The sequence below is a fragment of the Herminiimonas fonticola genome (genome assembly GCF_003293745.1).
Lineage (GTDB): Bacteria > Pseudomonadota > Gammaproteobacteria > Burkholderiales > Burkholderiaceae_D > Oxalicibacterium > Oxalicibacterium fonticola.
The window spans coordinates 448,672-471,843 of sequence record NZ_PTLZ01000002.1 but is presented as its reverse complement, the minus strand read 5'-3'; the positions used below and the strand labels follow the sequence as shown (position 1 = coordinate 471,843).

The window sequence follows — 23,172 nt, the reverse complement described above, 5'->3', positions numbered from 1 at the left end:
GTGGACTCCTCAACTAGAACAATTTAAAAATTTATATGCCGCGCAAAATCACCCGGCAGGAAAGGCATGACAGTACGGGCAACAGTTTCTGCCAACGGACTGAACAAGGCCTCTTTCCAGAAACTCTGTTCGGGTATCGCCGTCATACCGCACAATAGTACGGCTGCCAGCACTATCACCAAACCACGCGCCAAACCGAACAAACCACCCAGACCACGATCCACCAGGGTCAAACCGGTCGCCTTGACTACTTCATTCAATGCCATTGCCAACAAGCCCATCAGGATGCGCACACCGATGAACAAGGTAATAAATCCTACTATCAGGCGCGTCGTGCTGCCGGGCAGCATATTCGGCAGCAACTCCGCCAGCGACTCGCCGTATGCGTTGGCAACCACGAATGCCACTATCCAGCTCAACAGGGACAGAATTTCCTTTACCAGTCCCCGCAAGGTACTGATCACGATGGAACAGATCAGTACAAACAAAACCAGATAATCAAAAATCGTCACTATCGATTTACTTCACGCCGCGCATTAAGCTGCACCTCAAGCCGGAACCTGTTTGCCGGTCAAACCGAGCTTGGTTAATTTGGCGCGCGCTTTTTCAGCTTCAGCCTCATTGGCAAATGGACCTACGCGTACCCGAATCCGCTCGCCGGATTCAGTCGCTACTTTTTGCGTAAACGACTTCAGACCAGCACCCTGCAATTTCTTTTGCAATTCATTTACTTTATCTTGCGACGCAAGAGCGGCGACCTGCAAGACAATTTTTCCTGATGCTTTCGGTGCTGCTGTATTCGCTTTACCATCCAGGATGGCGCGTGCCCGCGCGGCTTCATCCGAATGATCAGTCTTGGCTATGGTCGGCGGCGTCGCCACCTTGTGTTCTGGTGTCTCGACTTTAGCAACTGGCTTTTTATCGGGCTCGACTGCTTTTACTTCTGGCTTTGCTTCCGGCTTGACTTCAGTCTTGGCTGCAACTTGCGACGCAGGCGCTTCAATCACTTCCTCATCTGGTGAAAGTGACTCTGCCGTTGGCTGACTGCTCTTTTGCGTTGTAGGCGCTTTGCTTTGAGCTATCGGCGCTACCGTATCTTTGGATGGAATTTGTATATTGATATCGTCGGCCAGAGGCTTCGGCTCAGAATCCAGAATCATCGGCAAACCGATGACGGCAGCGAGTACCAGAGCAATCGCGCCTATCAAACGTCTGCGCGCGCGTTTCTTTTCTGGCAATACCGGATCGACCGCTTCAGTGCGCTTGTTGCTTTGCTTGCGTTTGCTGCGACCACTCGACTGCTCTTCGTCGGCCCGCGAATAAAAATCGCTGTTGCCGACCGAGGATTCCTGCTGTTTTTTACGAAGAAACGAGAACAAGCCCATACGATATAGAGTGAAATTCGCTAGTGATGTTCGGAATGTCGGAATTCCATTACGCCTGCAACTGTAAGGAAGGATCCGAAAACCGTAATTCTATCATTCTCGCCCGCTCGGCTCATGGCATTTGCAAAAGCTTCTGCAGGCGTGGCGAATGTCTGGATGCTGCGTTCCGTGTCACCAGCTGCCGGCGACTCACCGTAAGCGGCAATCAGCTTTTCGCGAATTTCTTCTGCGCTAGCGGCGCGCGGCAAAGGTAGATCGGTGACGCACCAGTGATCAACCTGCCCTTTCAAGTGTTCGATCACGCCAGCGATGTCCTTGTCCTGCATTGAGCCGAACACTGCGTAGGTATAAGGATGAAAACCCATATTGCCGAGATTTTGCGACAGCGTAGCGGCCGCATGCGGATTGTGCGCCACGTCGAGAATCACCGTAGGTTGACCTGGCAACACTTGAAAACGTCCCGGCAAATCGACCAGCGCCAAGCCAGTCCGCACTTCTTGTGCGCCTACCGGCAAACGCAGGCGCAAGGCGTCCAATGCAGCCAGCACGCCTGACGCATTCAACAACTGATTGGCACCGCGCAATGCTGGATAGGCCAGCGAATTACGACGACCGCTGCGGCCGCTGAAATTCCATTGCAGCTTGTCGCCGGAATAATTGAAATCGCGATTGAACAACCATAGATCGGCGCCGATTTTTTCTGCATGGTCGATCAGCGACTGAGGCGGCATCGGATCGCCACAAATGGCGGTTTTGCCAGCGCGGAAAATACCGGCTTTCTCGAAACCGATCTTCTCCCGCGTGTCACCCAAATATTCGGTGTGATCGATATCGACACTGGTGACGATAGATACATCCGCGTCTAACACATTAACCGCGTCCAGACGACCGCCCAGGCCCACTTCAAAAATCACTGCATCCAGCTTGGCATCGGCAAACAACTGCATAGCCGCCAGCGTGGTGAATTCAAAATACGATAAAGATACGTCTGCCCGGATGACGTCGAGCTTGTTGAAAACAGCGATCAATTCGGCATCTGTCGCGGATTGTCCATTGATACGCATGCGCTCGTTGAAATGCAGGATGTGCGGCGACGTGTATAAACCAACCCGATAACCGGCGCGCAGCAATATCGATTCCAGCATGGCGCAGGTTGAACCCTTGCCATTCGTGCCGCCGACGATAATCACTGGACAGGCAAATTCAATCGCCATTGCCTCCTTGACTTGTCGCACACGATCCAATCCCATATCGATGGCTTTGGGATGCATCGTTTCCAGCAGCGCGAGCCAGTCAGCGAGGGTCGTAGGATGGTTTTCCATACAAATTGATCGTGGTTAGAGAAAGTATGTGATGGCGATTGCTCAAATAAAAAGCCCGAACCTTGTATGGTTCGGGCTTCTGCGACCGGACTACAGGCTTAAGCGAGAACTTCCGCTGCCTGATTTTGCAATAATGCCAACAGACGTGCGATTTCTTCACGCATTTTGCGTCTGTCAACGATCATATCGACCGCACCTTTAGTCACGAGGAACTCGGCGCGCTGAAAGCCTTCCGGCAATTTTTCGCGAACCGTGTTTTCAATCACGCGCGGACCGGCAAAACCGATCAGTGCTTTTGGTTCTGCAATCACGACGTCACCCATGAAGGCAAAAGAAGCTGACACGCCGCCCATGGTTGGATCGGTCAGCACCGAAATAAAAGGTAATTTCTTTTCAGACAATTTTGTCAGCATGGACGTGGTTTTGGCCATTTGCATCAGGGACAACAAGCCCTCTTGCATACGCGCACCACCAGTTGCCGTAAAGCAGATGAACGGCACTTTTTGTTCCAACGCAGTTTGTGCGCCGCGAGCAAAACGCTCGCCAACCACCGAGCCCATGGAACCACCCATGAATTCGAACTCGAAGCAGGCAACGACGACAGGCAAACTCATGATGGAGCCGCCCATGACGATCAAGGCATCGGTTTCGCCAGTAGCTTCGAGCGCCGACTTCAGACGATCCGGGTATTTTTTGCTGTCTTTGAATTTGAGTGTATCAACAGGCAATACTTCCTGACCGATGTCGTAACGTCCGCCTGCATCCAGCAATGCATCCAGACGATCACGTGCACGAATGCGCATGTGGTGTGTGCACTTAGGGCAAACGTGGATATTGGCTTCCAGATCGGTGCGATACAGCACGGATTCGCAAGACGGGCATTTAACCCACAAACCTTCTGGAACCGATTTGCGTTGCGCAGTATCGGAACGCTGAATGCGTGGGGGAAGTAATTTTTCTAGCCAGCTCATCGTGACCTCTTTCATTTTGACTTGGCGAATTGTACCGTTTGCACGGATATTCGCCACAATTGCGTGTTTTTTCTGATCGCTTATTTGATTCGCAGTATTTTACTTGTCTACAAAGACATTTTCACCTTATTCGTCCAGCGCCTTGCGGATACCGGCAATAAAGGTCTGCACTGCTTCTACCGCGTGCTCTCTCGGGGTATTTTCCAGTTCCTGAATGATACGGCTACCAATCACGACGGCATCCGATACCGCTGCTACCGCCTTGGCAGTCGCCGCATCGCGAATGCCGAAACCTACGCCTATAGGCAATTTTACGTGTTGTCGAATCGCTGCTATGCGTTGCGACACTTCAGTTGTATCGATATTGCCCGCGCCGGTAACGCCTTTCAGTGAAACGTAATAACTGAAACCGCTGCCGAATTTGGCAACTTGCTGGATGCGCTCTTCCGTCGAGGTTGGTGCCAACAGGAAAATTGGATCCATATCGTTCGCCTTCAGCGTCGCGGCAAACTCTTCGCACTCTTCCGGTGGGTAATCAACCACGATAGTGCCATCCACGCCAGCTGCTTTCGCTGCCAGGACAAATGCCGTTTGGCCTATGCGTTCTATCGGATTGGCGTAACCCATCAAGACAACAGGCGTCGTCGTATTGGTCTTGCGAAACTCACTGACAAAACCCAATACGTCGTGCATACCGACATTGAACTTGAGTGCTCGTTCGCAAGCGCGCTGAATCACCGGGCCTTCGGCCATCGGGTCGGAAAAAGGTACGCCCAGTTCGAGGATATCGGCACCACCTGCGACCAGTGCGTGCATCAATAGCACCGTCAGGTCCGGCGAAGGATCGCCTGCGGTAATGAAGGTGACCAAGCCTTTTTTATTGTTAGCCGCCAATGCGGATAGCGTGGATTGAATTCTGGACATCTTGTTTTATCTTTAGTGAACAACGCGACTGCAGTCGCGCATGAAAATGAAAACGGCAATGGACTGATCCATTGCCGTTTGAATTGCGCTTAACCGAAGTTCAACCCCATACGCTGCGCGACAGTGTGCATATCCTTGTCACCGCGACCAGACAGATTTGCCAACACCACTTTGTCTTTCGGCAAAGTCGCTGCCAGCTTGGCTGCATAGGCTAAAGCATGGCTGGATTCCAGCGCAGGAATGATGCCTTCGATATGGCAGCAATCGTGGAAAGCCTGCAATGCTTCTTCATCGGTCACCGACACGTATTGTGCGCGTGCCGAGTCTTTCAACCATGCATGTTCCGGTCCTACGCCAGGGTAATCGAGGCCAGCCGAAATCGAATGTGTCTCGATGATTTGACCATTTTCATCCTGCAACAGATAAGTACGATTGCCGTGCAAGACGCCAGGTGAACCAGCTGTCAGTGACGCAGAATGCTTGCCCGTTTCCAAGCCCTCACCGGCCGCTTCAACACCAACCAATTGCACATTCTTGTATTCTATATAAGGATAGAAAATCCCCATGGCATTCGAGCCGCCACCGATACAGGCGACGACATAATCCGGCTGACGACTGGTCATTTCCGGCATTTGTTCTATGCATTCCTTGCCTATCACCGATTGGAAATCGCGCACCATCATTGGATATGGATGCGGACCGGCGACGGTACCGATGATGTAAAAGGTATTTTCAACGTTGGTAACCCAGTCGCGCATCGCTTCATTCAACGCGTCTTTCAAGGTCTTGGAACCGGATTCAACCGGCACCACTGTCGCACCCAGCAACTTCATCCGATACACGTTTTGCGCCTGACGTTTGACGTCTTCGCTACCCATGTAAACCACGCATTCGAGGCCGAAGCGCGCGCAAATCGTCGCGGTCGCCACACCATGCTGGCCGGCACCGGTTTCTGCAATGATGCGTGGCTTGCCCATGCGGCGTGCCAGCAAGGCCTGACCAATCACGTTATTGATCTTGTGCGCGCCGGTGTGATTCAAGTCTTCACGCTTGAAGTAAATCTGTGCGCCACCCATCTTTTCAGACCAGCGTTTGGCGTGATAAATCGGACTTGGGCGACCGACGAAATGCTTCAAGTCGTAATGAAATTCTGCAAGGAAGGAAGGATCCTTGCTGTAGTGCGCATACGCTTCTTTCAATTCAGCCAGCGCGTGGCTCAACGTTTCTGCCACAAAGCTGCCACCGTATGGGCCGAAGTGGCCTTTGGCGTCTGGCAAATTGTAAGGTGCTGTTTGATGCAATGCACTCTCGATGATTGCTTGTCGCTCGGCAAAACTGCCTAAGGCGTCTAATTCTTTCATGATGTTCTCTTGTTATTTAGTCTGGCTGCGTGCATTTGCGTTTGCTGTATCGGCAAGCTGCACGGCGGCGATAAAGGCGCGAATTTTCGCGAGATCTTTGATGCCCTTGTCGCGTTCGACACCACTACTGATGTCGACGGCATACGGGCGTACGCGTGTAACCGCGTCAGTCGCGTTTTGTACGCTCAAGCCACCACTTAAAACGACCCGAGGCGCGATGTTTTCCGGAATGAGAGACCAATCGAAGACCTTTCCACTGCCGCCATAGCTATCAACATAGGTATCCAGCAACAAGCCGGTGAATAATCTGCTGGCGGCACGATAATCAGATTCGTATTTTAGCAAATCGGCGGGGCTGGTATCCGGTTTTACACGTATTGCGCGCATGAAAGGCCGGTTCACTGCAGCGGCGATGGCAGCACACTGTTCTACCGTCTCATCACCGTGAAATTGCAGCATTGCAATCGAGGTCTGTTCTACAACCACCTGCACTTCTTCCACGCTGGCATTCACGAACAAACCAACCGCAGTGACGAAAGGCGGGATTTGCGCAATCAACTTCGCCGCGGTTTCAGGCTGAATATAGCGCGGGCTTTTGGCATAAAAGACAAAACCGACCGCATCGGCACCAGCCGTAATCGCGCCTTGTACATCTTCCAGTCTAGTCAAACCGCAAATTTTGATGCGAGTGCGATGTGTCATTGTGTTACCAGCCTATTGAAAAACATGTGCTTATTGTCTATGCGTATCAAGTTCAAGATTACCGATGAAGCACACCTTTTAAAACGCAATCAAGACCATAGAAAATTTTGTGTGTCGATTTGCGGCAATTTCCATTTTGGATCGTAATCGATTTTGGCAAGATACAAACCATCCGCCATGAAGGTTGGCGCGGCAACTTTGCGATCTTGTGCTTCCAGCAGCTCTTTCAACCACGCAGTTGGTTGCGTGCCATTTCCGACATAAATCAGCGAACCGATAATGTTGCGCACCATGTGATGCAAAAACGCGTTGGCATGGACAGTGAACATGATCAAATCACCACGTTGCTCGATCTTGATTGCATACATCGTCTTGACCGGCGATTTGGCCTGACATTGCACGGAACGAAAGCTGGAAAAATCGTGTTCGCCAAGTAGATGCTCGGCCGCTACACGCATCTTATCGACATCCAGCGTGCGGAACACCCAGCCTGCTTTGCCTTCCAGCAAAGGCGAACGCACCTGATTGTTGTACAACACGTATTGATAGGTTCTGGAGCGCGCACTGAAGCGGGCGTGAAAATTTTCCTCTGTATCGTTCGTGACCTCAGTCGCCCAACGCACCGCGATCGATGATGGCAGAAAAGTGTTCACACCACGCACCCACGATTGCATATCCCTATCCAGCACGGTATCGAAATGCACCACTTGCTCGATTGCATGCACGCCGGCATCGGTGCGTCCGGCGCATGAGGTAGAAATGTCATGCTGGGTAAATTTCCCCAATGCGAGTTCCAGCTTGTCTTGCACAGTCAAACCGTTAAGCTGCGTCTGCCAGCCCTGCCAAGGCGCGCCGTCGTATTGCACGCCGAGCACGATGCGTTTTGCTTCGCCTGAGCTGCCTGATTCGCCATTCATGATAAACATTGCCCGAAAATCGAAACTGAAAATGAAAAACGGGCGCAAGCAGTGCATTGCGCCCGTCGATACTGCATTTTAGCCCGTCAGGCGAGTTTGCTCAGCAGGTTTCTCGCCTTCTCGGATTGCTCACCGTTACCGCCTTTGACTACTTCCTCCAGCAGTTCGCGCGCACCTTCCTTGTCACCGATTTCCTGATAGGCAATCGCCAGATCAAGCTTGGTCGCCATTTCTGCGTTGCTGGTATAGCTGGTCGCTTCATCCACGCCATCCAGCGCAAAATGCTCCTCATCCAGGCTTGACACCGCTACTGGCGCGGCAACAGGGTTTAGATCAAGTGAAATATCAGATAGATCGGCTGCCACATCCTTGATCGGTGTCGAAGCGATATTTGCAGCTTGCACGTTTACAGGCGCATCGCTTTTAGATGGGAAATCAAGGCCGAGGTCGTCTGGAATGCGAATTTCCGGCGCCGAAAATTCTTCAGGTGCAGATTGTTCCTCTATGGCATGCGCAGCAGGCTTGTTATCTTCCAGGAAGCCGAAATCGATATCAGCAATATCCGCTGGCATTTCGGCTTTCGCCGGCGTTGCATCAGGCGATTTATTGTCCGGAGTTTCAAGATCCAAGCCTTCCAGATCAAAATCGAGATCCTCGACTACATCCGGCTGCATCGAAGCGACCGTTTTATGTTCGTCTTCTTCCGGCAAGGACAAGCTGTTTTCAGCTAAAGAACTTTCAAATGAACTAACCGACTCTGCAACGTCCGCTGGCGACTCGGCATGTACCTCGTCAAACGGCTGGGTAGGTGCCAGCAATGCGGCCGCTTTGGACTCGCCTTTTTCTGATCCGGCACCACTGGCATATAAAGGATTGCCCGGGTCCAGAATCAAGCCAAGATTCGCGGCTTGCGTCCAATCTTCGCCCTCGCCTTTTGTCATGCTGTACAACTCGCTCGCCAAAATCTCGAACGAACGCGCGTCATTGCGGTTGGCATAAATTTCCAGCAACTTGACGCGTACTGCATGACGGTCAGGTTGATTGCGCAAGGCTTCCTTCAAAATTTCTTCCGCCTGAGCATCACGACCATAAGCAATATAAACGTCGGCTTCTGCAATCGGATCGACCTCATTCGTGTCCAGCTGGCTGGCAGAAGGAACGAAATTGGAATTGAAGACACTGTTATTGGTATCGACACTTTGACCACCGGTGGAACCAAACAGCGAGTTCGATTTAAGGCTGGAATCCGAGATGATGCTGTCTTCAAACGATTTGGTTTGCTTGCGACGACGCGAACTGTAAATACCCAAGCCTGCAAGCAATGCTGCAGCGCCAGGCAAGAACATCGCGTTACCCATCAAGTCATCCAGGAAACTTGGTTCAGGTGGCGGTGGCGCAACAACGACAGGTTTTTTAGGTACTGGTTTAACTTCAGCAACTGGGGCTGGCGGCACAACTGGCTCAGCCGTTGGCACCGGGGCCGGTTCGGCAGCTGGCGCCTCTGCAGCAACAGGAGGAGTTGCAGCAGAAGGTGTCTCTGCAACTGGTGCCGGAGCTGCTACTGGTGGAATTACCGCAGCTGGCGTTGCAGCAGCGGTTGCCTGTTTTTGCTGTTCAGCCAAATCCTTGTTTTTAATTTCAAGAATCTTTTGCAGTTCGCTGACGTTTTTTTCCAGTTCTTTGACGCGTGCATTTGCATCTGCAATTGCCTTGTCTTTAGCGATCAACTCTTCCGTGCTGGCACCAGCCTTGTCGGAACCCGCGCTTAATGTGGTCGCGCCCGATTTGGACAATTTCAACTTGTCTTTGGATTCGGCCGCAGCAGCGGACTCCTCCTGAATACGGGTGGTAATTTTTCCGCCGGCAGTTTGCTTGACGTCGTCAGATTTTTTCGCTTCTGCGGTGGCAACCTGGTCTGCCAGTTTGTTGCGATAGCTATTGAAATCAGCAGCTTGCGCTACGACCACACCTCTCGCCTCGGATTGGCCCACCGATTTTGCGGTGTCAGCTTCCGGCACGGACAGGATTTGTCCGGCACGCAGGCGATTCATGTTTTTGCCTACAAAAGCATCAGGGTTCGCACGGTACAAGGCGACCAGCATTTGGTCGAGCGAAACGCCGCTTGGCCGGTGTTGATTGGCGATTTTTGCCAGCGTATCGCCTTTTTTAACCCGATATTCATCAGATGCAGACACGTCAGCTTTTGGTTCTGATGCAGTACGTACCGGTTTCGCTGGTGTCGCTTCACGAATTGCTTGCGGCGCGGCGCGCGGAGCTGGTTCAGCCGCAGGTGGAGGCAAGGCCTCGCTAGACGCTGGTGGCGGCAAAGCTTGAGAAGGTGGCGGCGCCGATTGTGCGACTGGCTCTGGAATGCTTTCGACCGGTCTTGCAACAGGAGCCAATGGACGTGTAATTGGTGCTACTTGTGCCGGACGCGCAGAGCGCATTTCAGGCGGATCAAGCAGGAAGGTATATTCGCGAACCAGGCGGTTTTTATTGCCACCCAATTCCAGCAGCATATCAACATACGGCTCATTAATCGGCTGGGTAGAAGTAATCCGAACGATAGGCCGGTTACCGCGTTGCTCGACCGCAAATCTCAATGAAAACAATGCTGGATGCAGATCAATATTGGCTTGGCGGAAGGCATCGGCAGACGCCAGTTTAGGCACCAAACTCCCCAGTTCATCCTGCGCAACTGAGGTCAGTTCGATCTCGGCTCGTAACGGCTGCCCCAGCGACGATAGGACGGTCAGTTTCCCCAGACCTGCGGCGTGCGCATTAGACAACACAACGGCAGATATCACCGCTGCGCTAAGCGTCTTTAATTTGAACGAGGAAAAGCTAGAGCGAGAAGTTGACCGCATTTTTAGTGGCATGGAGAGTATTCCGTTAGCGTACGTTGGGGACCACAAGCAACGCTTATTTATCGTTTTTCTAAGAACTTTCACCATAGCATCATGGACTTACGCGCGCAAGCGCAACCATATTGGCAACTAATTTAAAACCCGCCAATCGCTCATTATTTGAGCGAATTTGGCGGGTTTATGTTGCGTAGTGACAACGTCACATGCAGTTACGATTCGATTATCAGCGATCCAGCACGATGCGCAGCATGCGGCGCAGCGGTTCTGCCGCGCCCCACAGCAATTGATCACCGATCACGAAGGCTGAAATGTACTCTGGCCCTTGATTCAACTTGCGCACACGGCCAACACCGATTTCCAGACCACCGGTGATCGCTGCAGGCGTCAACTCCTTGACGGTGATGGCGCGCTCATTCGGCACCCATTTCACCCATTGATTGCCGGAACGGATGATGGATTCGATTTCAGCTAAAGGCACATCACGCTTCAATTTGATCGTCAACGCCAAACTGTGGCAGCGCATAGCACCGATACGTACGCACAAGCCATCAACTGGAATTGTGTTGGTATTACCGAGGATTTTGTTAACTTCGGCTTGGCCTTTCCATTCTTCTTTCGACTGACCGTTTTCCAGTTGTGCGTCGATCCAAGGGATCAAGCCACCAGCCAAAGGTGCGCCGAAGAATTCGGTTGGCACTTCCTTGCGTATGGTTTCCGCAACCTTGCGGTCTATATCCAGAATTGCCGACGCAGGGGTGGCCAGTTCATCAGCCACTGCTCCATGAACCACGCCCATGCCTGACAACAATTCGCGCATGTGATTAGCGCCGCCGCCAGATGCTGCTTGATACGTCATCGAGCTGACCCATTCAACCAGGCCTTCGCGGAACAAACCACCGACACCCATCAACAAGATGGAGTTGGTGCAATTGCCACCTATGTAATTTTTGACGCCACGACCCAATGCGTCTGTGATCACATTTTGATTGACTGGATCAAGGATGATGACGGCGTCGTCTTTCATACGCAGTGTCGATGCCGCATCGATCCAGTAACCGTCCCAACCCGATGCACGCAGCTTAGGGAAAATTTCGGTGGTGTAATCGCCGCCTTGGCAGGTAATGATGATGTCGCATTTTTTCAGCGCATCGATATCGTTGGCGTCCTGCAGAGTCGTTTCCTTCTTCGCCATCGCAGGGGCTTTGCCCCCCTTGTTCGATGTTGTGAAGAATACTGGTTCGATCAGATCGAAATCGCCCTCTTCCTGCATGCGTTGCATCAAGACCGATCCCACCATCCCACGCCAACCGACTAAGCCAACAACTTTCATCATCATTTCCTTAATTCAGGTGCTTTCCGCACCCATTAATCAAAAAACAGCAGATTTTTATGCCAACGCCTTAACGACTGCATCACCCATTTGCGTCGTGCTGACTTTGGTGGTGCCGGCTTCGTAGATATCTACCGTACGCAAGCCTTGCTTCAATACCGACTTCACTGCAGCTTCAATACGATCAGCCTGCTCGGTCTTGGCCAGTGAATAACGCAACATCATCGCCAGCGACAGGATTTGTGCCAATGGGTTGGCGATATCCTTGCCTGCGATATCAGGAGCCGAACCGTGAGAAGGTTCGTACAAACCCTTGTTGTTTGCATCCAGAGAAGCCGATGGCAACATGCCGATAGAACCGGTCAACATTGCTGCTGCGTCGGACAGGATGTCGCCAAACATATTACCGGTGACAACAACGTCGAATTCTTTCGGTGCGCGTACCAATTGCATTGCTGCGTTATCGACGTACATGTGATCAAGTTTGACGTCTTTGTATTCCTTGTGCACGTCGGTGACCACATCGCGCCAGAACTGGAAGGTTTCCAATACGTTAGCTTTATCGACGCTGGTCAAACGCTTGCTGCGTTTTTGCGCAGCCTGGAATGCGACGTGCGCAATGCGGCGAATTTCTGGTTCGCTGTAACGCATGGTGTCGAAACCTTCACGCGAGCCCTTGAACGGACCGTCCGGTGCTTCGCGCATACCGCGCGGTTGGCCGAAGTAAATGTCACCAGTCAATTCGCGCACGATCATGATGTCGAGGCCGGAAACGATTTCCGGTTTCAAGGACGACGCACCAGCCAGTTCCGGATACAGAATCGCAGGACGGAAGTTGGCAAACAAACCCAGATGCTTGCGCAGGCCGAGAATCGCTTGCTCAGGGCGCAGCGAACGTTCCAGCGTGTCGTATTTGAAATCGCCAACGGCACCGAACAAAATAGCGTCCGCTTCTTTCGCGACCTTCAAGGTCGATTCCGGCAATGGATGACCTTGCTCTGCATATGCTGCTCCGCCGACCGGCACGGTTTCGGTTTCAAACTTTTCACCCAAGGCGTTCATCACCTTGACTGCTTGATTCATGATTTCCGGACCAATGCCATCGCCTGGCAGAATTGCAATTTTCATTTGATAACTTCAGTAAGAATTAAAAAAAGAGGGAAAGCGCGGCTTGATACCAAGCCGTACGTATCAAATCGTATGATACGCGTCGTTAAATAGTGTTCGAGAGCCAAGGCTGAGCAGCAAGATGACGCTCTTCATACTCGCGTATCTTGTCGGCCTTTTGCAAAGTCAGGCCGATGTCATCGAAACCGTTCAACAAACAGTATTTGCGGAAAGCATCAATGTCGAATGGATAGGCAACGCTACCGTTGCTGGTACCTATGATTTGCTTTTCCAGATCGATCACCAGATGGTAGCCAGGGAAAGCCTTGACCTCGTTGAACAAATGATCGATTTGCAATTCAGTCAACACGACTGGCAGCAAGCCGTTTTTGTAACAGTTATTGAAGAAAATATCGGCAAAGCTGGGCGCAACAATCGCGCGAAAACCATACTGGCTCAAGGCCCACGGCGCATGTTCGCGTGAGGAGCCGCAGCCGAAATTCTTGCGCGCCAATAAAATCTGAGCACCTTGATAGCGCGCTTGATTCAGCACAAAATCAGGGTTCAAGGGACGAGTGGAATTATCCTTGCCCGGCTCGCCTTGATCCAGATAGCGCCATTCATCGAACAGGTTCGGACCGAAACCGGTGCGTTGTATCGATTTCAAAAACTGTTTCGGAATGATGGCGTCGGTATCGACATTTGCACGATCCAGCGGTGCAACCAAACCATCAAGAATATTAAATTTTTCCATACTTCCAACTATTAACATGTGTGGCAACGACTAAGCGTTGCCGCACTGATTCAATTTTCTCATCCGCGCAGCGACACAAGCGCGTTATTTCGCAGCCTTATTTTGTATCTTGTCGCCCAGGTGCTCCACATCCTTACCCAAGCCACTCATCGTATTGCAAGCTGTCAGCAGACCGGAAAATGCGATCAGCAAAAATATCGAAACTGTTTTTTTCATGTTTTTCCCCAGTTTTATTTACAACGCCCGAACATCAACAAAATGGCCTTCAATACCGGCAGCTGCAGCCATCGCCGGACTAACCAGATGCGTGCGGCCGCCTGCACCCTGACGTCCTTCGAAATTGCGATTCGAGGTCGACGCACAACGCTCACCCGGCTCCAGACGATCAGCATTCATAGCCAGACACATGGAACAACCCGGCTCACGCCATTCGAAACCAGCCGCCTTGAAAATCTTGTCCAAACCTTCGCGTTCTGCCTGCTCTTTGACCAATCCCGAGCCTGGCACCACCATCGCCAGTTTCACATTCGAGGCACGATGCTTGCCACGTACTACAGCAGCAGCAGCGCGCAAATCTTCTATGCGTGAATTGGTGCAGGAACCGATGAACACTTTATCGATACGGATATCGGTAATCGGCGTGTTTGGCTTCAGCCCCATGTACACAAGCGCTTTTTCCATACCGTCACGCTTGGTTGCATCTTTTTCTTTATCCGGATCAGGTACGCGACCATCAACCGACACGACCATCTCTGGCGATGTGCCCCAACTGACTTGCGGTTTGATTTCTGCAGCGTTCAAGGTCACGACCATATCGAACTTGGCACCGGCATCGGAATGCAAGGTACGCCAGTATTCGACTGCGCGATCCCAGTGCGGGCCGACAGGCGACAAAGGACGGCCCTTGACGTAATTGATCGTGGTTTCGTCGACGCCGACCATGCCGGCACGTGCGCCTGCTTCGATAGCCATATTGCAGATGGTCATGCGACCTTCCATCGACAAGGAACGTATGGTCGAACCGGCAAATTCAATTGCATAACCGGTGCCGCCTGCGGTGCCGATTTTGCCAATAATGGCCAACACGATGTCTTTTGCAGTGACGCCAAGCGGCAATGGACCGTCGACCTGTACCAGCATCGCTTTGGATTTTTGCGCCAGCAAGGTTTGCGTCGCAAGTACGTGCTCGACTTCCGACGTGCCTATGCCGTGCGCCAATGCGCCAAACGCGCCATGTGTGGACGTGTGCGAATCACCGCAAACCACGGTCATGCCGGGCAAAGTTGCACCTTGCTCAGGTCCGATTACGTGCACGATACCTTGACGCTTGTCGCGCATGCTGAAATAGGTCAAGCCGTATTCGTGTGCATTGTGATCCAGCGTTTCAACCTGCAGGCGCGATGTCGGATCTGCAATCCCTTCCGAGCGGTCGGTAGTCGGCACATTGTGATCCGCCACCATCAGATTGGCGGAGACGCGCCATGGGCGACGACCAGCCAGCTTCAAGCCTTCAAAAGCCTGCGGGCTGGTGACTTCATGCAACAGATGACGATCGATGTAAAGCACGGTTGTGCCATCGTCGCCGGTTTCAACAACGTGCGATTGCCAGAGTTTATCGTAGAGCGTTTGAGCCATATTCGTGTGCCAAAGTAAGTCAGTAACGACTGATATAAACAGCCTTTAATTATGCCATATTTAGCGCATCTCCATTGCAGGAAACGGCTACGCGCACGCCGAAAAGCGTGTGGCACCTCCAACATGAGGGTAATTACATTTAAAGCAATGCCCTGCTATGGAGGTCTATTTTTTGGTTTGTAGATAAAGTGGCATCACGCGTTGCGCGTATACCGCCAGATCGCTGCTGCGATCGGCACTCGATGGATGGGTAGATAGAAATGCAGGTGGCGCACTGCCGCCGACCTGCCCCATTTTTTGCCATAGCGTAATCGCGGCACGCGGATCGTAACCGGCACGCGCGGCCAATTCGACACCAATGCGGTCGGCTTCTCTTTCATGCTCGCGTGAATTCGGCAGGCCAATCACGCCCATGTACGCGTATTCAGCACCTGTTTGACCTAGACTGCCAACGCCGAACAAAGCAGAACCAATCGAAATAACACTACCGGCAACCATCTGACTCGACGCGCGCTCACGTGCATGTTCACGCAAGGCGTGTGAGATTTCATGGCCGATGACTGCGGCCAGCTCATCGTCCGTTACCTTGAGTTTCTCGATCAGACCACTATAGACCGCAATTTTCCCGCCTGGCATGCACCACGCATTGACTTCAGCCGAGGTCAGTACATTGACTTCCCACTGCCAAGCTTTTGCGTCAGGGCGGAAAGCAGGTGTTTGTGCAATCAGACGATTCGAAATAGAGCGTACGCGTGCGACTTGTGCCGAATCGCGGTTGAGATTGTTTTTCTTCTTTTCTTCCGCGATCAATTCACCGTACTGCTTGGATGCAGCTTGATCCAGTTGCTGCGCCGAAATCGCCATTCTTTGGCTGCGATCAACCCCAACCACTCCGCCTTGCGTGGTTTGTACGGTTTCGCAGGCGGACAAGGTCAGCACCGAGAAAACAAGAATAGTCGACGCGTGAATAGAATGCGATTTAAAGAGTTTCAATCCGGCTCCTTATCGAAAATTCAGAAAAACACTGCGACTAAAAATCAACCTGCACTGGCAGGAATCTGCGGCGTACTGACCTTGACGTCGCCACATTGCGCACGGTGACGCAAGGCATGATCCATCAGCACCAATGCCAGCATGGCTTCAGCGATAGGCGTGGCCCGAATGCCAACGCAAGGATCATGTCGACCCAGCGTTTCAACCATGATCGGATTGCCGACTTTATCTATCGAATGACGTGCGGTACGAATACTGGATGTCGGTTTGATCGCAATCGACGCCGTGATGTTCTGCCCGGTTGAAATTCCGCCCAGCACGCCACCTGCGTTATTGCTGGCAAAACCGCCAGGCGTCAATTCATCGCCGTGCTCTGTTCCTTTTTGCGCAACCGACTTGAAGCCTGCACCTATCTCCACACCCTTGACGGCATTGATGCCCATCAATGCGTAAGCGATTTCCGCATCCAGCTTGTCGTAAATCGGCTCACCCAGTCCGATCGGCACATTCTCGGCAACGACGTCGATGCGCGCACCGCAGGAATCGCCGTTCTTGCGCAAGTCATCCATATACGCTTCCAGCTGCGGAAGTATGCTTGCATTGGCCGAGAAGAATGGGTTTTCAGGAACGTGCGCCCAGTTCTCGAACGGGATTTCAATTTCGCCCAACTGACTCATGCAACCTTTGAAGGTAGTGCCGTATTGTTCCAGCAACCACTTCTTCGCAATCGCTGCAGCGCCGACTACCGGCGCCGTCAGGCGAGCAGATGAACGGCCACCACCACGCGGATCGCGGATACCGTACTTATGCCAGTACGTGTAATCGGCATGACCAGGGCGGAAAGTGTCGGTGATATTGCCGTAGTCCTTGCTGCGCTGGTCTTCGTTGCGAATCAACAGCGCAATCGGCGTACCGGTTGTCTTGCCTTCAAACACGCCGGACAGGATTTCGACGGTATCCGATTCCTGACGTTGGGTCACATGACGCGAGGTCCCTGGCTTACGGCGATCCAGATCGAGCTGAATGTCGGCTTCTGACAACACCATGCCAGGCGGACAACCATCGATTACGCAACCGATCGCGGGACCGTGAGATTCGCCAAAAGTGGTGACAGTAAAGAGTGTGCCAAATGTATTACCGGACATGATGGTTAATGATCAATTGAATAAAGCACCATTCTACCAGTGCGCAGAACACAAATACTTCAAGAAAAATCATTGCCGTATGTTAAATCGGTGTGCAATATACGGTTTCCATACTATAAAAACCAAATCCCGGAGAAGGCAACATGAGCAAGTCGGTCAGCCATAGCGAGGATGACCTTGTATTTCTGGATGAAGCTGCAACACCATCCGACAACAATACTCTGGGTACAAGCAAGGATGTTTGGCAGGTCATGATCATCGATGATGATGCAGACGTCCATTCAGCAACAACCTTTGCCCTCAGCAACGTTGAAATACAAAATCGACCGCTGTCATTTCTACACGCTTACTCTGCGCAGCAAGCGCGCGCGATCCTGGCAAATGAACCGAATGTTGCGGTCATTTTGCTGGACGTTGTCATGGAACAGCAGGATGAAGGTCTGCAACTCGTTCATTACATACGCGATGTCTTGCACAGAACCGAAGTGCGCATTATCCTGCGCACCGGTCAACCTGGCTACGCGCCGGAAATCGACGCTATCCAGCAATTCGATATCAATGATTACAAGACGAAATCCGAACTGACACGTATCAAGTTATATACAGTCGTCACTGCGGCCATCCGTTCTTACGAACAAATCTGTACCATCAATTCAAGCAGCCGCGGCCTGGACATGATCTTGCGCGCAAGCACCGAATTGATGGCACTACAAACGCTGGAAGAATTTACAAACGGCGTCCTCAGACAAATTTCCCACTTGCTGGATATCCAGCCTAATGGTCTTTTTTGCGTACGCGAAACGTTGCAAAATCAGGACACCGAATTATTTGTGGTCGCAGCTGCCGGCAAATACCGGAATCTGCTGAATCATTCTGTATCCACATTGGAAGATGAGCAAATCGGTCATGCCTTGCGTCGCGCCCTCAACGAACGCCGCAATATTTATGGACGCGAATTTACAGCACTGCACTTTGGCGGCAACGCTATCAACGACTTCGCAGCCTTCTTCCATATCGATAGACCGTTAAACGACACGGCTCTGCGATTACTGGAAGTTTTTTGCAGCAATATTTCAGTTGGCCTCGCCAACATCATGCTGGTCACAAATCTGCACAATTCTGCCTTCTACGATTCGCTGACAAAACTACCGAATCGCACGCGCCTCAAAGAAATCATCGACGACAACCTGATCTCAACGACAGATAAACCAACCACACTGGCACTGATCGACATCGATCATTTTGCTGAAACCAACGATACGCTGGGACATCAATTCGGCGACCTGTTGTTGCTGTCTGTTGCGTCGCGCCTGCAATCGCGTTTGGGCGACAGACTGGTTGTGGCGCGCGTGGGTGGCGATACGTTTGGCGTACTGGGCGATGACATCCAGGTAAATCCGGCAGCGGTATTGGCGCAATTTGAACGACCGTTCAGTATTGATGGGCAGGATGTACAGCTTTCTGCCACGGTGGGCTTGGTACGTTTATCAGAGCACGAGGGCCGCGGTGTTGAAGCGCTGAAGAATGCCCATATTGCGTTGAAACGCGCCAAGCTGCAGCAACGCACCGGTTATCTGCATTTCTCGCGCAGCATGGGTATAGACATACGCGAACGCGTGAATATGATGCATGCACTGCGTGCCGCGTTTGAAGAAAGACACCTGTTCGTCGTCTACCAACCGCAGATCGATATGGTCACGCGTTTGCCTGTGGGCGCAGAAGCGTTATTGCGCTGGCAGACAGAAGATAAAACGATGATTTCACCAAGCCGCTTTATTCCGATTGCGGAATACTCCGGCCTGATCATCGAGCTCGGCGAATGGGTATTGCGCCAGGCTTGCCAGGAGTTGGTGCGCATTCAACGTCATGGCTTTCCCAACTTCATGATGTCGGTCAATGTATCGCAGGTTCAATTCCGTCATCCGCATTTTCTCAGCATGCTGCGCAAGGCATTGGAAGACACCAATGCTCCACCGCATTGCATTGAGCTTGAAATCACAGAATCGATGGCGATGGAAGAGCCGGACGCACTGATCAAATTGCTCGATCAAATTACAGAAACCGGCGTCAGCATTGCCATTGATGACTTCGGCACCGGTTTCTCATCGCTCAGCCATTTGCAAAAATTGAGCGTCGATAGACTCAAAATCGATCGAGCATTCGTCATGGAAATTACCGATTCTTCGCGCGGCAGCAGCATCGCAGAAATGATCATTCAGTTAGGCCGCAATCTGGAGCTGGATATCATCGCCGAAGGCGTTGAAGATGAGCGACAAGCAAAAATTCTGACCGAACTCGGCTGCCCTTATGGACAAGGCTATTTGTTTTCAAAACCCTTGACTTCAGATGCACTGCACGACTGGTTGCGTACCCATAAAACGACCTAAACGGTAAATCTGCACTTCGCCACACAAATACAAGCCCTACCACCGCCGTAACGTTTTCTTATTGCATAGTCCCCCACCCTAACCGGACGACATGAAAAAAAGCGTACTCACCCTGCGACGTTCTATCGTACTGGCGGTGGCAATCGGCTTGCTCGTGCCTGCCATTGCAATCAATGGCTATAGCTGGTTCAAAACCTACGACACCGAAGTCAACAAAAGCACCATCAAACTCGCCGAAGAAAACGCCTTGGCCTTGGCCGACACCATGAGCGAAGCCGTATGGAATCTCAAATACGACGATGCCTCTGCATTGGCCGATGCTGCGATGTGGCGCAATGACGATATTGTGCGCATTGAAATACGCGACAACAAGCGAACCGTCTTTGTCAGCGACCAGCGACGCAAACGCCCGAGCGGTTTTATTGCCTCCTCCGAAACCAATATCTATTACCGTGGTCAGGTTGCAGGCTCGCTCAAGATTGAAGTCGGCGGCGCACGTCTGCAAAAAATGACGACCAACAATCTGCTGCAACAATTGTGGCCACTGGCGTTTCAAATCGCCGTATCCATTCTGTTGATCCTGCTCTTTTTCGAACGTCGTTTGATACGTCCACTGCTACGCTTGAATACCGATACGCAACAGCTATTGTCCGGACAGCTTGATCATACAATTGGAGGCAAGCGTCACGGCGAAATTGCTTTGCTGTCGCAGCAACTTGAAACCATACGCAAACGCCTGCGAGAAATTTTTGGCGACACCAAGCAAGAAAATATCAGTGGAATAGATCAACATCAACAGACACGCATTCAACTGGCGCTGCAGGAACGGGAAACACGTTTTCGCGTATTCCTTGAGCAAAGCCCGATTGCCATCATCGAGTGGGATAAAAAACTTCAAGTTGTGGAATGGAATCCCGCTGCAGAACGGATATTCGGTTATCGCCGCGATCTCGCGCTTGGACGACATATCCGCTTTCTGGCGCCGCTCGATAAACGCCATCTGATTGAAGATATCGTGCTGCAATCAAGATCAAACCCAGCAGATACACAATCCATACAAGAGAACCTGACTGCAGATGGTCGCATCATTACTTGTGAATGGCATTATTCGACCATAGACGATGATGCCGGCAATGCCGGGCGCCTGTTATCAATGGTGGAAGACATCACAGAAAAACGCCGCGTCGCAGAAGTGCAGCGTCTGTCTGAAGCAAAATTTGCTGGTGCCTTCCGCTGCAACCCAGAGCCGATTTCGATTGCACGTTATCCCGACGGCACATTTATCGAAGTCAATGCTGCGTTTGAAAAAATTCTCGGTTTTACACGCGATGAATGGCTTTTGAAAAACGGTTTGCGCTTGCACATCTGGGTATATCCGGAAGAGCGTACAGAATTATTCCAGCTGCTTGAGCGCGATAAGCAGGTGGAAAATTTCGCCTGGAGCATGCGCAACAAGGCCGGTGAAATTCACCACTGCCTGCTCAATGCAACGCTGTTCTGCATCGACGACGAAACATACATGCTGGCCGTCATGCGCGATGTAACCAGTCAAAGGCTGCTGGAAGAACAAAAGATGGAAGCCGATCATGCGCTGCTGCGGCTGGCACAGGGCACGCAGGGCATCGCCGGTGAGCCCTTCTTTGAATTGCTGGTCAACGATCTGGCCGCTGCGCTGCGCACCGATTGCGCACTGATAGCGCTGCGTTCCAGTACTGACCCGCAGCGCATTCTGACACTGGCATCGCATATGCATGGCGAAATCGTCGACAACTTCGAGTGCGCGATACCCGGCACACCTTATGGACATACGCTGGATGCCGGCCTCTGCGTTTTCACACATGATGTACAAAATATGTTCGCGCAGAACGCCTCCCTGATCAAACGTGGCTGGGACAGCTACGCCGGTGCGCCGCTGCACGATGCCAACGGCCTTGCCATAGGCGTACTGGCCGTGATGCACTCCAAACCGCTACGCAACCCTGATCTCGTTAAATCGCTGCTGCAGGTATTCAGCGAACGTGCGTCGGCGGAACTGGAGCGCAAGCGCGCAGAAGAAGAGTTGCGACTCAGCGAACAACGTTTCGCAACGATTTTCCATTCCACGCCGGTACCCATGTTCGTCACGCAACTCAGCAACAATAACGTGATCAAGGACGTCAATGCCGCATTTGAACAATTGTTCAAACGCACACGGCAGTCCGTGCTCGGCAAGAACACGCTGGATCTCGCCATGTATTGCAATCCCGCCGATCGCGACGCCGTCCTGAGCAATCTGCAAAGTACCGGCAGCCTGGAACAGCTAGCCGAGTTATGGATGTATTGCGGCGACCAGAGCAAGATATTGATCCAGTTTTCCGGCCATGTTTTTTTGCTGGAAGGTGAGCAGTTCGGCATCCTGGCATGCCAGGACATCACCGAAAAACGTTTGATCGAAACCGAGATTCTGGAATTCAACGCGACGCTGGAAGACCGCGTCGTCGAACGGACCGAAGAATTACAACAAGCAAATCAGGAACTGGAGACCACGCTGGAAGCGTTGAATATGGCGCATGAAGAGTTGGTTAACAATGAGAAACTCGCAGCACTAGGCGCACTGGTAGCGGGGATTTCGCATGAATTGAATACGCCTATCGGCAATAGTCTGATGGTGGCCAGTACACTCAGCAACCAGACTTCAAAATTACTCGACAATTATCGCGGCGATAAAGGTATCAAACGCTCCAGCCTGGAAAGCTATTTCACTGATGTCGACAAGGCCAGCGATATTCTGGTGCGCAATCTGCATCGCGCAGCGGATCTGGTGAACAGCTTCAAACAAGTTGCCATCGATCAAACCAGTTCTCAAAGACGGAGCTTTTCACTGGAAGAAATCACCGGTGAAATCCTGCTGACCTTGTGGCCGGCGATACGCAAGACGCCTTTCACCGTGGAACAAAGCATTCCGGCTGATCTGACCTTTGATAGCTATCCCGGCCCACTGGGTCAGGTACTGACCAATCTGATCAGCAATGCGCTGCTGCACGGTTTTGAAGGAAGAACTCAGGGTAGTGTTGTGGTGGGTGCATGCAATAGCGCAGATGGCTGGGTAGAAATCACTGTGAAGGATGATGGCATAGGGATTCCAGGCAGTAATTTGACCCGAATTTTTGATCCGTTTTTTACAACCAAGCTTGGTGAAGGTGGGTCCGGTTTAGGCTTGAATATCACGCACAATATCGTCAGCGGCATACTCGGTGGTCGCGTGCGCGTACAAAGTGCTGTAGGCACAGGCACGACCTTCACCTTGACCTTGCCTCTGGTCGCTCCGCAACACAGCAACGATAACGATACCTTGCATCCACTAGCGTGATTGCTTTATCCGAGAGTGCAGAC

At 51.9% G+C, this 23,172-nt stretch carries 18 protein-coding genes; 2 read left to right on the top strand and 16 right to left on the bottom strand.

What is annotated here, in order from left to right; translation table 11 throughout:
- Positions 1-23: 23 nt before the first annotated feature.
- The 16 genes from Hfont_RS09575 to aroC all read right to left on the bottom strand — a co-directional run bounded on the left by Hfont_RS09575 (position 24) and on the right by aroC (position 17,413).
- On the bottom strand, positions 24-512 hold the full coding sequence (locus Hfont_RS09575) for a CvpA family protein (protein ID WP_112992145.1): 489 nt from the start codon (positions 510-512) through the stop codon (positions 24-26).
- A 36-nt stretch (positions 513-548) separates the two neighbouring features.
- The gene (locus tag Hfont_RS09570; RefSeq protein ID WP_112992144.1) at positions 549-1,385 is read right to left on the bottom strand and encodes an SPOR domain-containing protein; all 837 of its coding nucleotides are present in this window, start codon (positions 1,383-1,385) and stop codon (positions 549-551) included.
- 20 nt (positions 1,386-1,405) lie between these two features.
- On the bottom strand, positions 1,406-2,707 hold the full coding sequence (gene folC / locus Hfont_RS09565) for a bifunctional tetrahydrofolate synthase/dihydrofolate synthase (protein ID WP_112992143.1): 1,302 nt from the start codon (positions 2,705-2,707) through the stop codon (positions 1,406-1,408).
- Positions 2,708-2,805: 98 nt separating this feature from the next.
- Positions 2,806-3,678 (bottom strand): acetyl-CoA carboxylase, carboxyltransferase subunit beta, encoded by an 873-nt coding sequence (gene accD, locus Hfont_RS09560; protein ID WP_112992445.1) that lies wholly within the window; start codon positions 3,676-3,678, stop codon positions 2,806-2,808.
- A gap of 126 nt (positions 3,679-3,804) precedes the next feature.
- Entirely contained in the window at positions 3,805-4,602 is a 798-nt protein-coding gene (gene trpA / locus Hfont_RS09555; protein WP_112992142.1) for a tryptophan synthase subunit alpha, read from the bottom strand.
- Positions 4,603-4,691: 89 nt separating this feature from the next.
- Entirely contained in the window at positions 4,692-5,963 is a 1,272-nt protein-coding gene (trpB, locus tag Hfont_RS09550; RefSeq protein WP_112992141.1) for a tryptophan synthase subunit beta, read from the bottom strand.
- Positions 5,964-5,975: 12 nt separating this feature from the next.
- Positions 5,976-6,665: a phosphoribosylanthranilate isomerase gene (locus Hfont_RS09545; protein WP_112992140.1), complete on the bottom strand. Its 690-nt coding sequence runs from the start codon at positions 6,663-6,665 to the stop codon at positions 5,976-5,978.
- 89 nt (positions 6,666-6,754) lie between these two features.
- Positions 6,755-7,582, bottom strand: coding sequence for a tRNA pseudouridine(38-40) synthase TruA (gene truA, locus Hfont_RS09540; protein ID WP_112992444.1), 828 nt, complete (start codon positions 7,580-7,582; stop codon positions 6,755-6,757).
- 86 nt (positions 7,583-7,668) lie between these two features.
- Positions 7,669-10,374: a motility hub landmark protein FimV gene (locus tag Hfont_RS09535; RefSeq protein WP_277740463.1), complete on the bottom strand. Its 2,706-nt coding sequence runs from the start codon at positions 10,372-10,374 to the stop codon at positions 7,669-7,671.
- Between the two features lie 298 nt (positions 10,375-10,672).
- Positions 10,673-11,785 carry an aspartate-semialdehyde dehydrogenase gene (asd, locus tag Hfont_RS09530; RefSeq protein ID WP_112992138.1) on the bottom strand — a complete coding sequence of 371 codons (1,113 nt, stop codon included), beginning with the start codon at positions 11,783-11,785 and terminating at the stop codon, positions 10,673-10,675.
- Between the two features lie 51 nt (positions 11,786-11,836).
- Positions 11,837-12,907 carry a 3-isopropylmalate dehydrogenase gene (leuB, locus tag Hfont_RS09525; protein ID WP_112992137.1) on the bottom strand — a complete coding sequence of 357 codons (1,071 nt, stop codon included), beginning with the start codon at positions 12,905-12,907 and terminating at the stop codon, positions 11,837-11,839.
- Positions 12,908-12,992: 85 nt separating this feature from the next.
- Positions 12,993-13,640, bottom strand: a complete 648-nt coding sequence (leuD, locus tag Hfont_RS09520) for a 3-isopropylmalate dehydratase small subunit (RefSeq protein WP_112992136.1) — start codon at positions 13,638-13,640, stop codon at positions 12,993-12,995.
- An 84-nt stretch (positions 13,641-13,724) separates the two neighbouring features.
- Entirely contained in the window at positions 13,725-13,856 is a 132-nt protein-coding gene (locus Hfont_RS09515) for an entericidin A/B family lipoprotein (RefSeq protein WP_112992135.1), read from the bottom strand.
- A gap of 18 nt (positions 13,857-13,874) precedes the next feature.
- The gene (gene leuC / locus Hfont_RS09510) at positions 13,875-15,275 is read right to left on the bottom strand and encodes a 3-isopropylmalate dehydratase large subunit (protein WP_112992134.1); all 1,401 of its coding nucleotides are present in this window, start codon (positions 15,273-15,275) and stop codon (positions 13,875-13,877) included.
- Positions 15,276-15,440: 165 nt separating this feature from the next.
- The gene (locus Hfont_RS09505; RefSeq protein WP_112992133.1) at positions 15,441-16,268 is read right to left on the bottom strand and encodes a M48 family metallopeptidase; all 828 of its coding nucleotides are present in this window, start codon (positions 16,266-16,268) and stop codon (positions 15,441-15,443) included.
- A 44-nt stretch (positions 16,269-16,312) separates the two neighbouring features.
- Positions 16,313-17,413: a chorismate synthase gene (aroC, locus tag Hfont_RS09500; RefSeq protein WP_112992132.1), complete on the bottom strand. Its 1,101-nt coding sequence runs from the start codon at positions 17,411-17,413 to the stop codon at positions 16,313-16,315.
- A 143-nt stretch (positions 17,414-17,556) separates the two neighbouring features.
- Between aroC and Hfont_RS09495 the strand changes: the two genes are divergently transcribed.
- Positions 17,557-19,800: a two-component system response regulator gene (locus Hfont_RS09495; RefSeq protein WP_112992131.1), complete on the top strand. Its 2,244-nt coding sequence runs from the start codon at positions 17,557-17,559 to the stop codon at positions 19,798-19,800.
- 91 nt (positions 19,801-19,891) lie between these two features.
- Positions 19,892-23,149 carry a PAS domain S-box protein gene (locus tag Hfont_RS09490; RefSeq protein WP_112992130.1) on the top strand — a complete coding sequence of 1,086 codons (3,258 nt, stop codon included), beginning with the start codon at positions 19,892-19,894 and terminating at the stop codon, positions 23,147-23,149.
- Positions 23,150-23,172: the final 23 nt, after the last annotated feature.

Bases quoted from the DNA above. Each gene is read 5' to 3' on its own strand.
- folC (WP_112992143.1), bottom strand. From the start codon at position 2,707: ATGGAAAACCATCCTACGACCCTCGCTGACTGGCTCGCGCTGCTGGAA.
- trpB (WP_112992141.1), bottom strand. From the start codon at position 5,963: ATGAAAGAATTAGACGCCTTAGGCAGTTTTGCCGAGCGACAAGCAATC.
- Hfont_RS09570 (WP_112992144.1), bottom strand. From the start codon at position 1,385: ATGGGCTTGTTCTCGTTTCTTCGTAAAAAACAGCAGGAATCCTCGGTC.
- asd (WP_112992138.1), bottom strand. From the start codon at position 11,785: ATGATGATGAAAGTTGTTGGCTTAGTCGGTTGGCGTGGGATGGTGGGA.
- leuB (WP_112992137.1), bottom strand. From the start codon at position 12,907: ATGAAAATTGCAATTCTGCCAGGCGATGGCATTGGTCCGGAAATCATG.
- Hfont_RS09545 (WP_112992140.1), bottom strand. From the start codon at position 6,665: ATGACACATCGCACTCGCATCAAAATTTGCGGTTTGACTAGACTGGAA.
- accD (WP_112992445.1), bottom strand. From the start codon at position 3,678: ATGAGCTGGCTAGAAAAATTACTTCCCCCACGCATTCAGCGTTCCGAT.
- Hfont_RS09490 (WP_112992130.1), top strand. From the start codon at position 19,892: ATGAAAAAAAGCGTACTCACCCTGCGACGTTCTATCGTACTGGCGGTG.
- aroC (WP_112992132.1), bottom strand. From the start codon at position 17,413: ATGTCCGGTAATACATTTGGCACACTCTTTACTGTCACCACTTTTGGC.
- truA (WP_112992444.1), bottom strand. From the start codon at position 7,582: ATGAATGGCGAATCAGGCAGCTCAGGCGAAGCAAAACGCATCGTGCTC.
- Hfont_RS09515 (WP_112992135.1), bottom strand. From the start codon at position 13,856: ATGAAAAAAACAGTTTCGATATTTTTGCTGATCGCATTTTCCGGTCTG.
- Hfont_RS09495 (WP_112992131.1), top strand. From the start codon at position 17,557: ATGAGCAAGTCGGTCAGCCATAGCGAGGATGACCTTGTATTTCTGGAT.
- leuD (WP_112992136.1), bottom strand. From the start codon at position 13,640: ATGGAAAAATTTAATATTCTTGATGGTTTGGTTGCACCGCTGGATCGT.
- trpA (WP_112992142.1), bottom strand. From the start codon at position 4,602: ATGTCCAGAATTCAATCCACGCTATCCGCATTGGCGGCTAACAATAAA.
- leuC (WP_112992134.1), bottom strand. From the start codon at position 15,275: ATGGCTCAAACGCTCTACGATAAACTCTGGCAATCGCACGTTGTTGAA.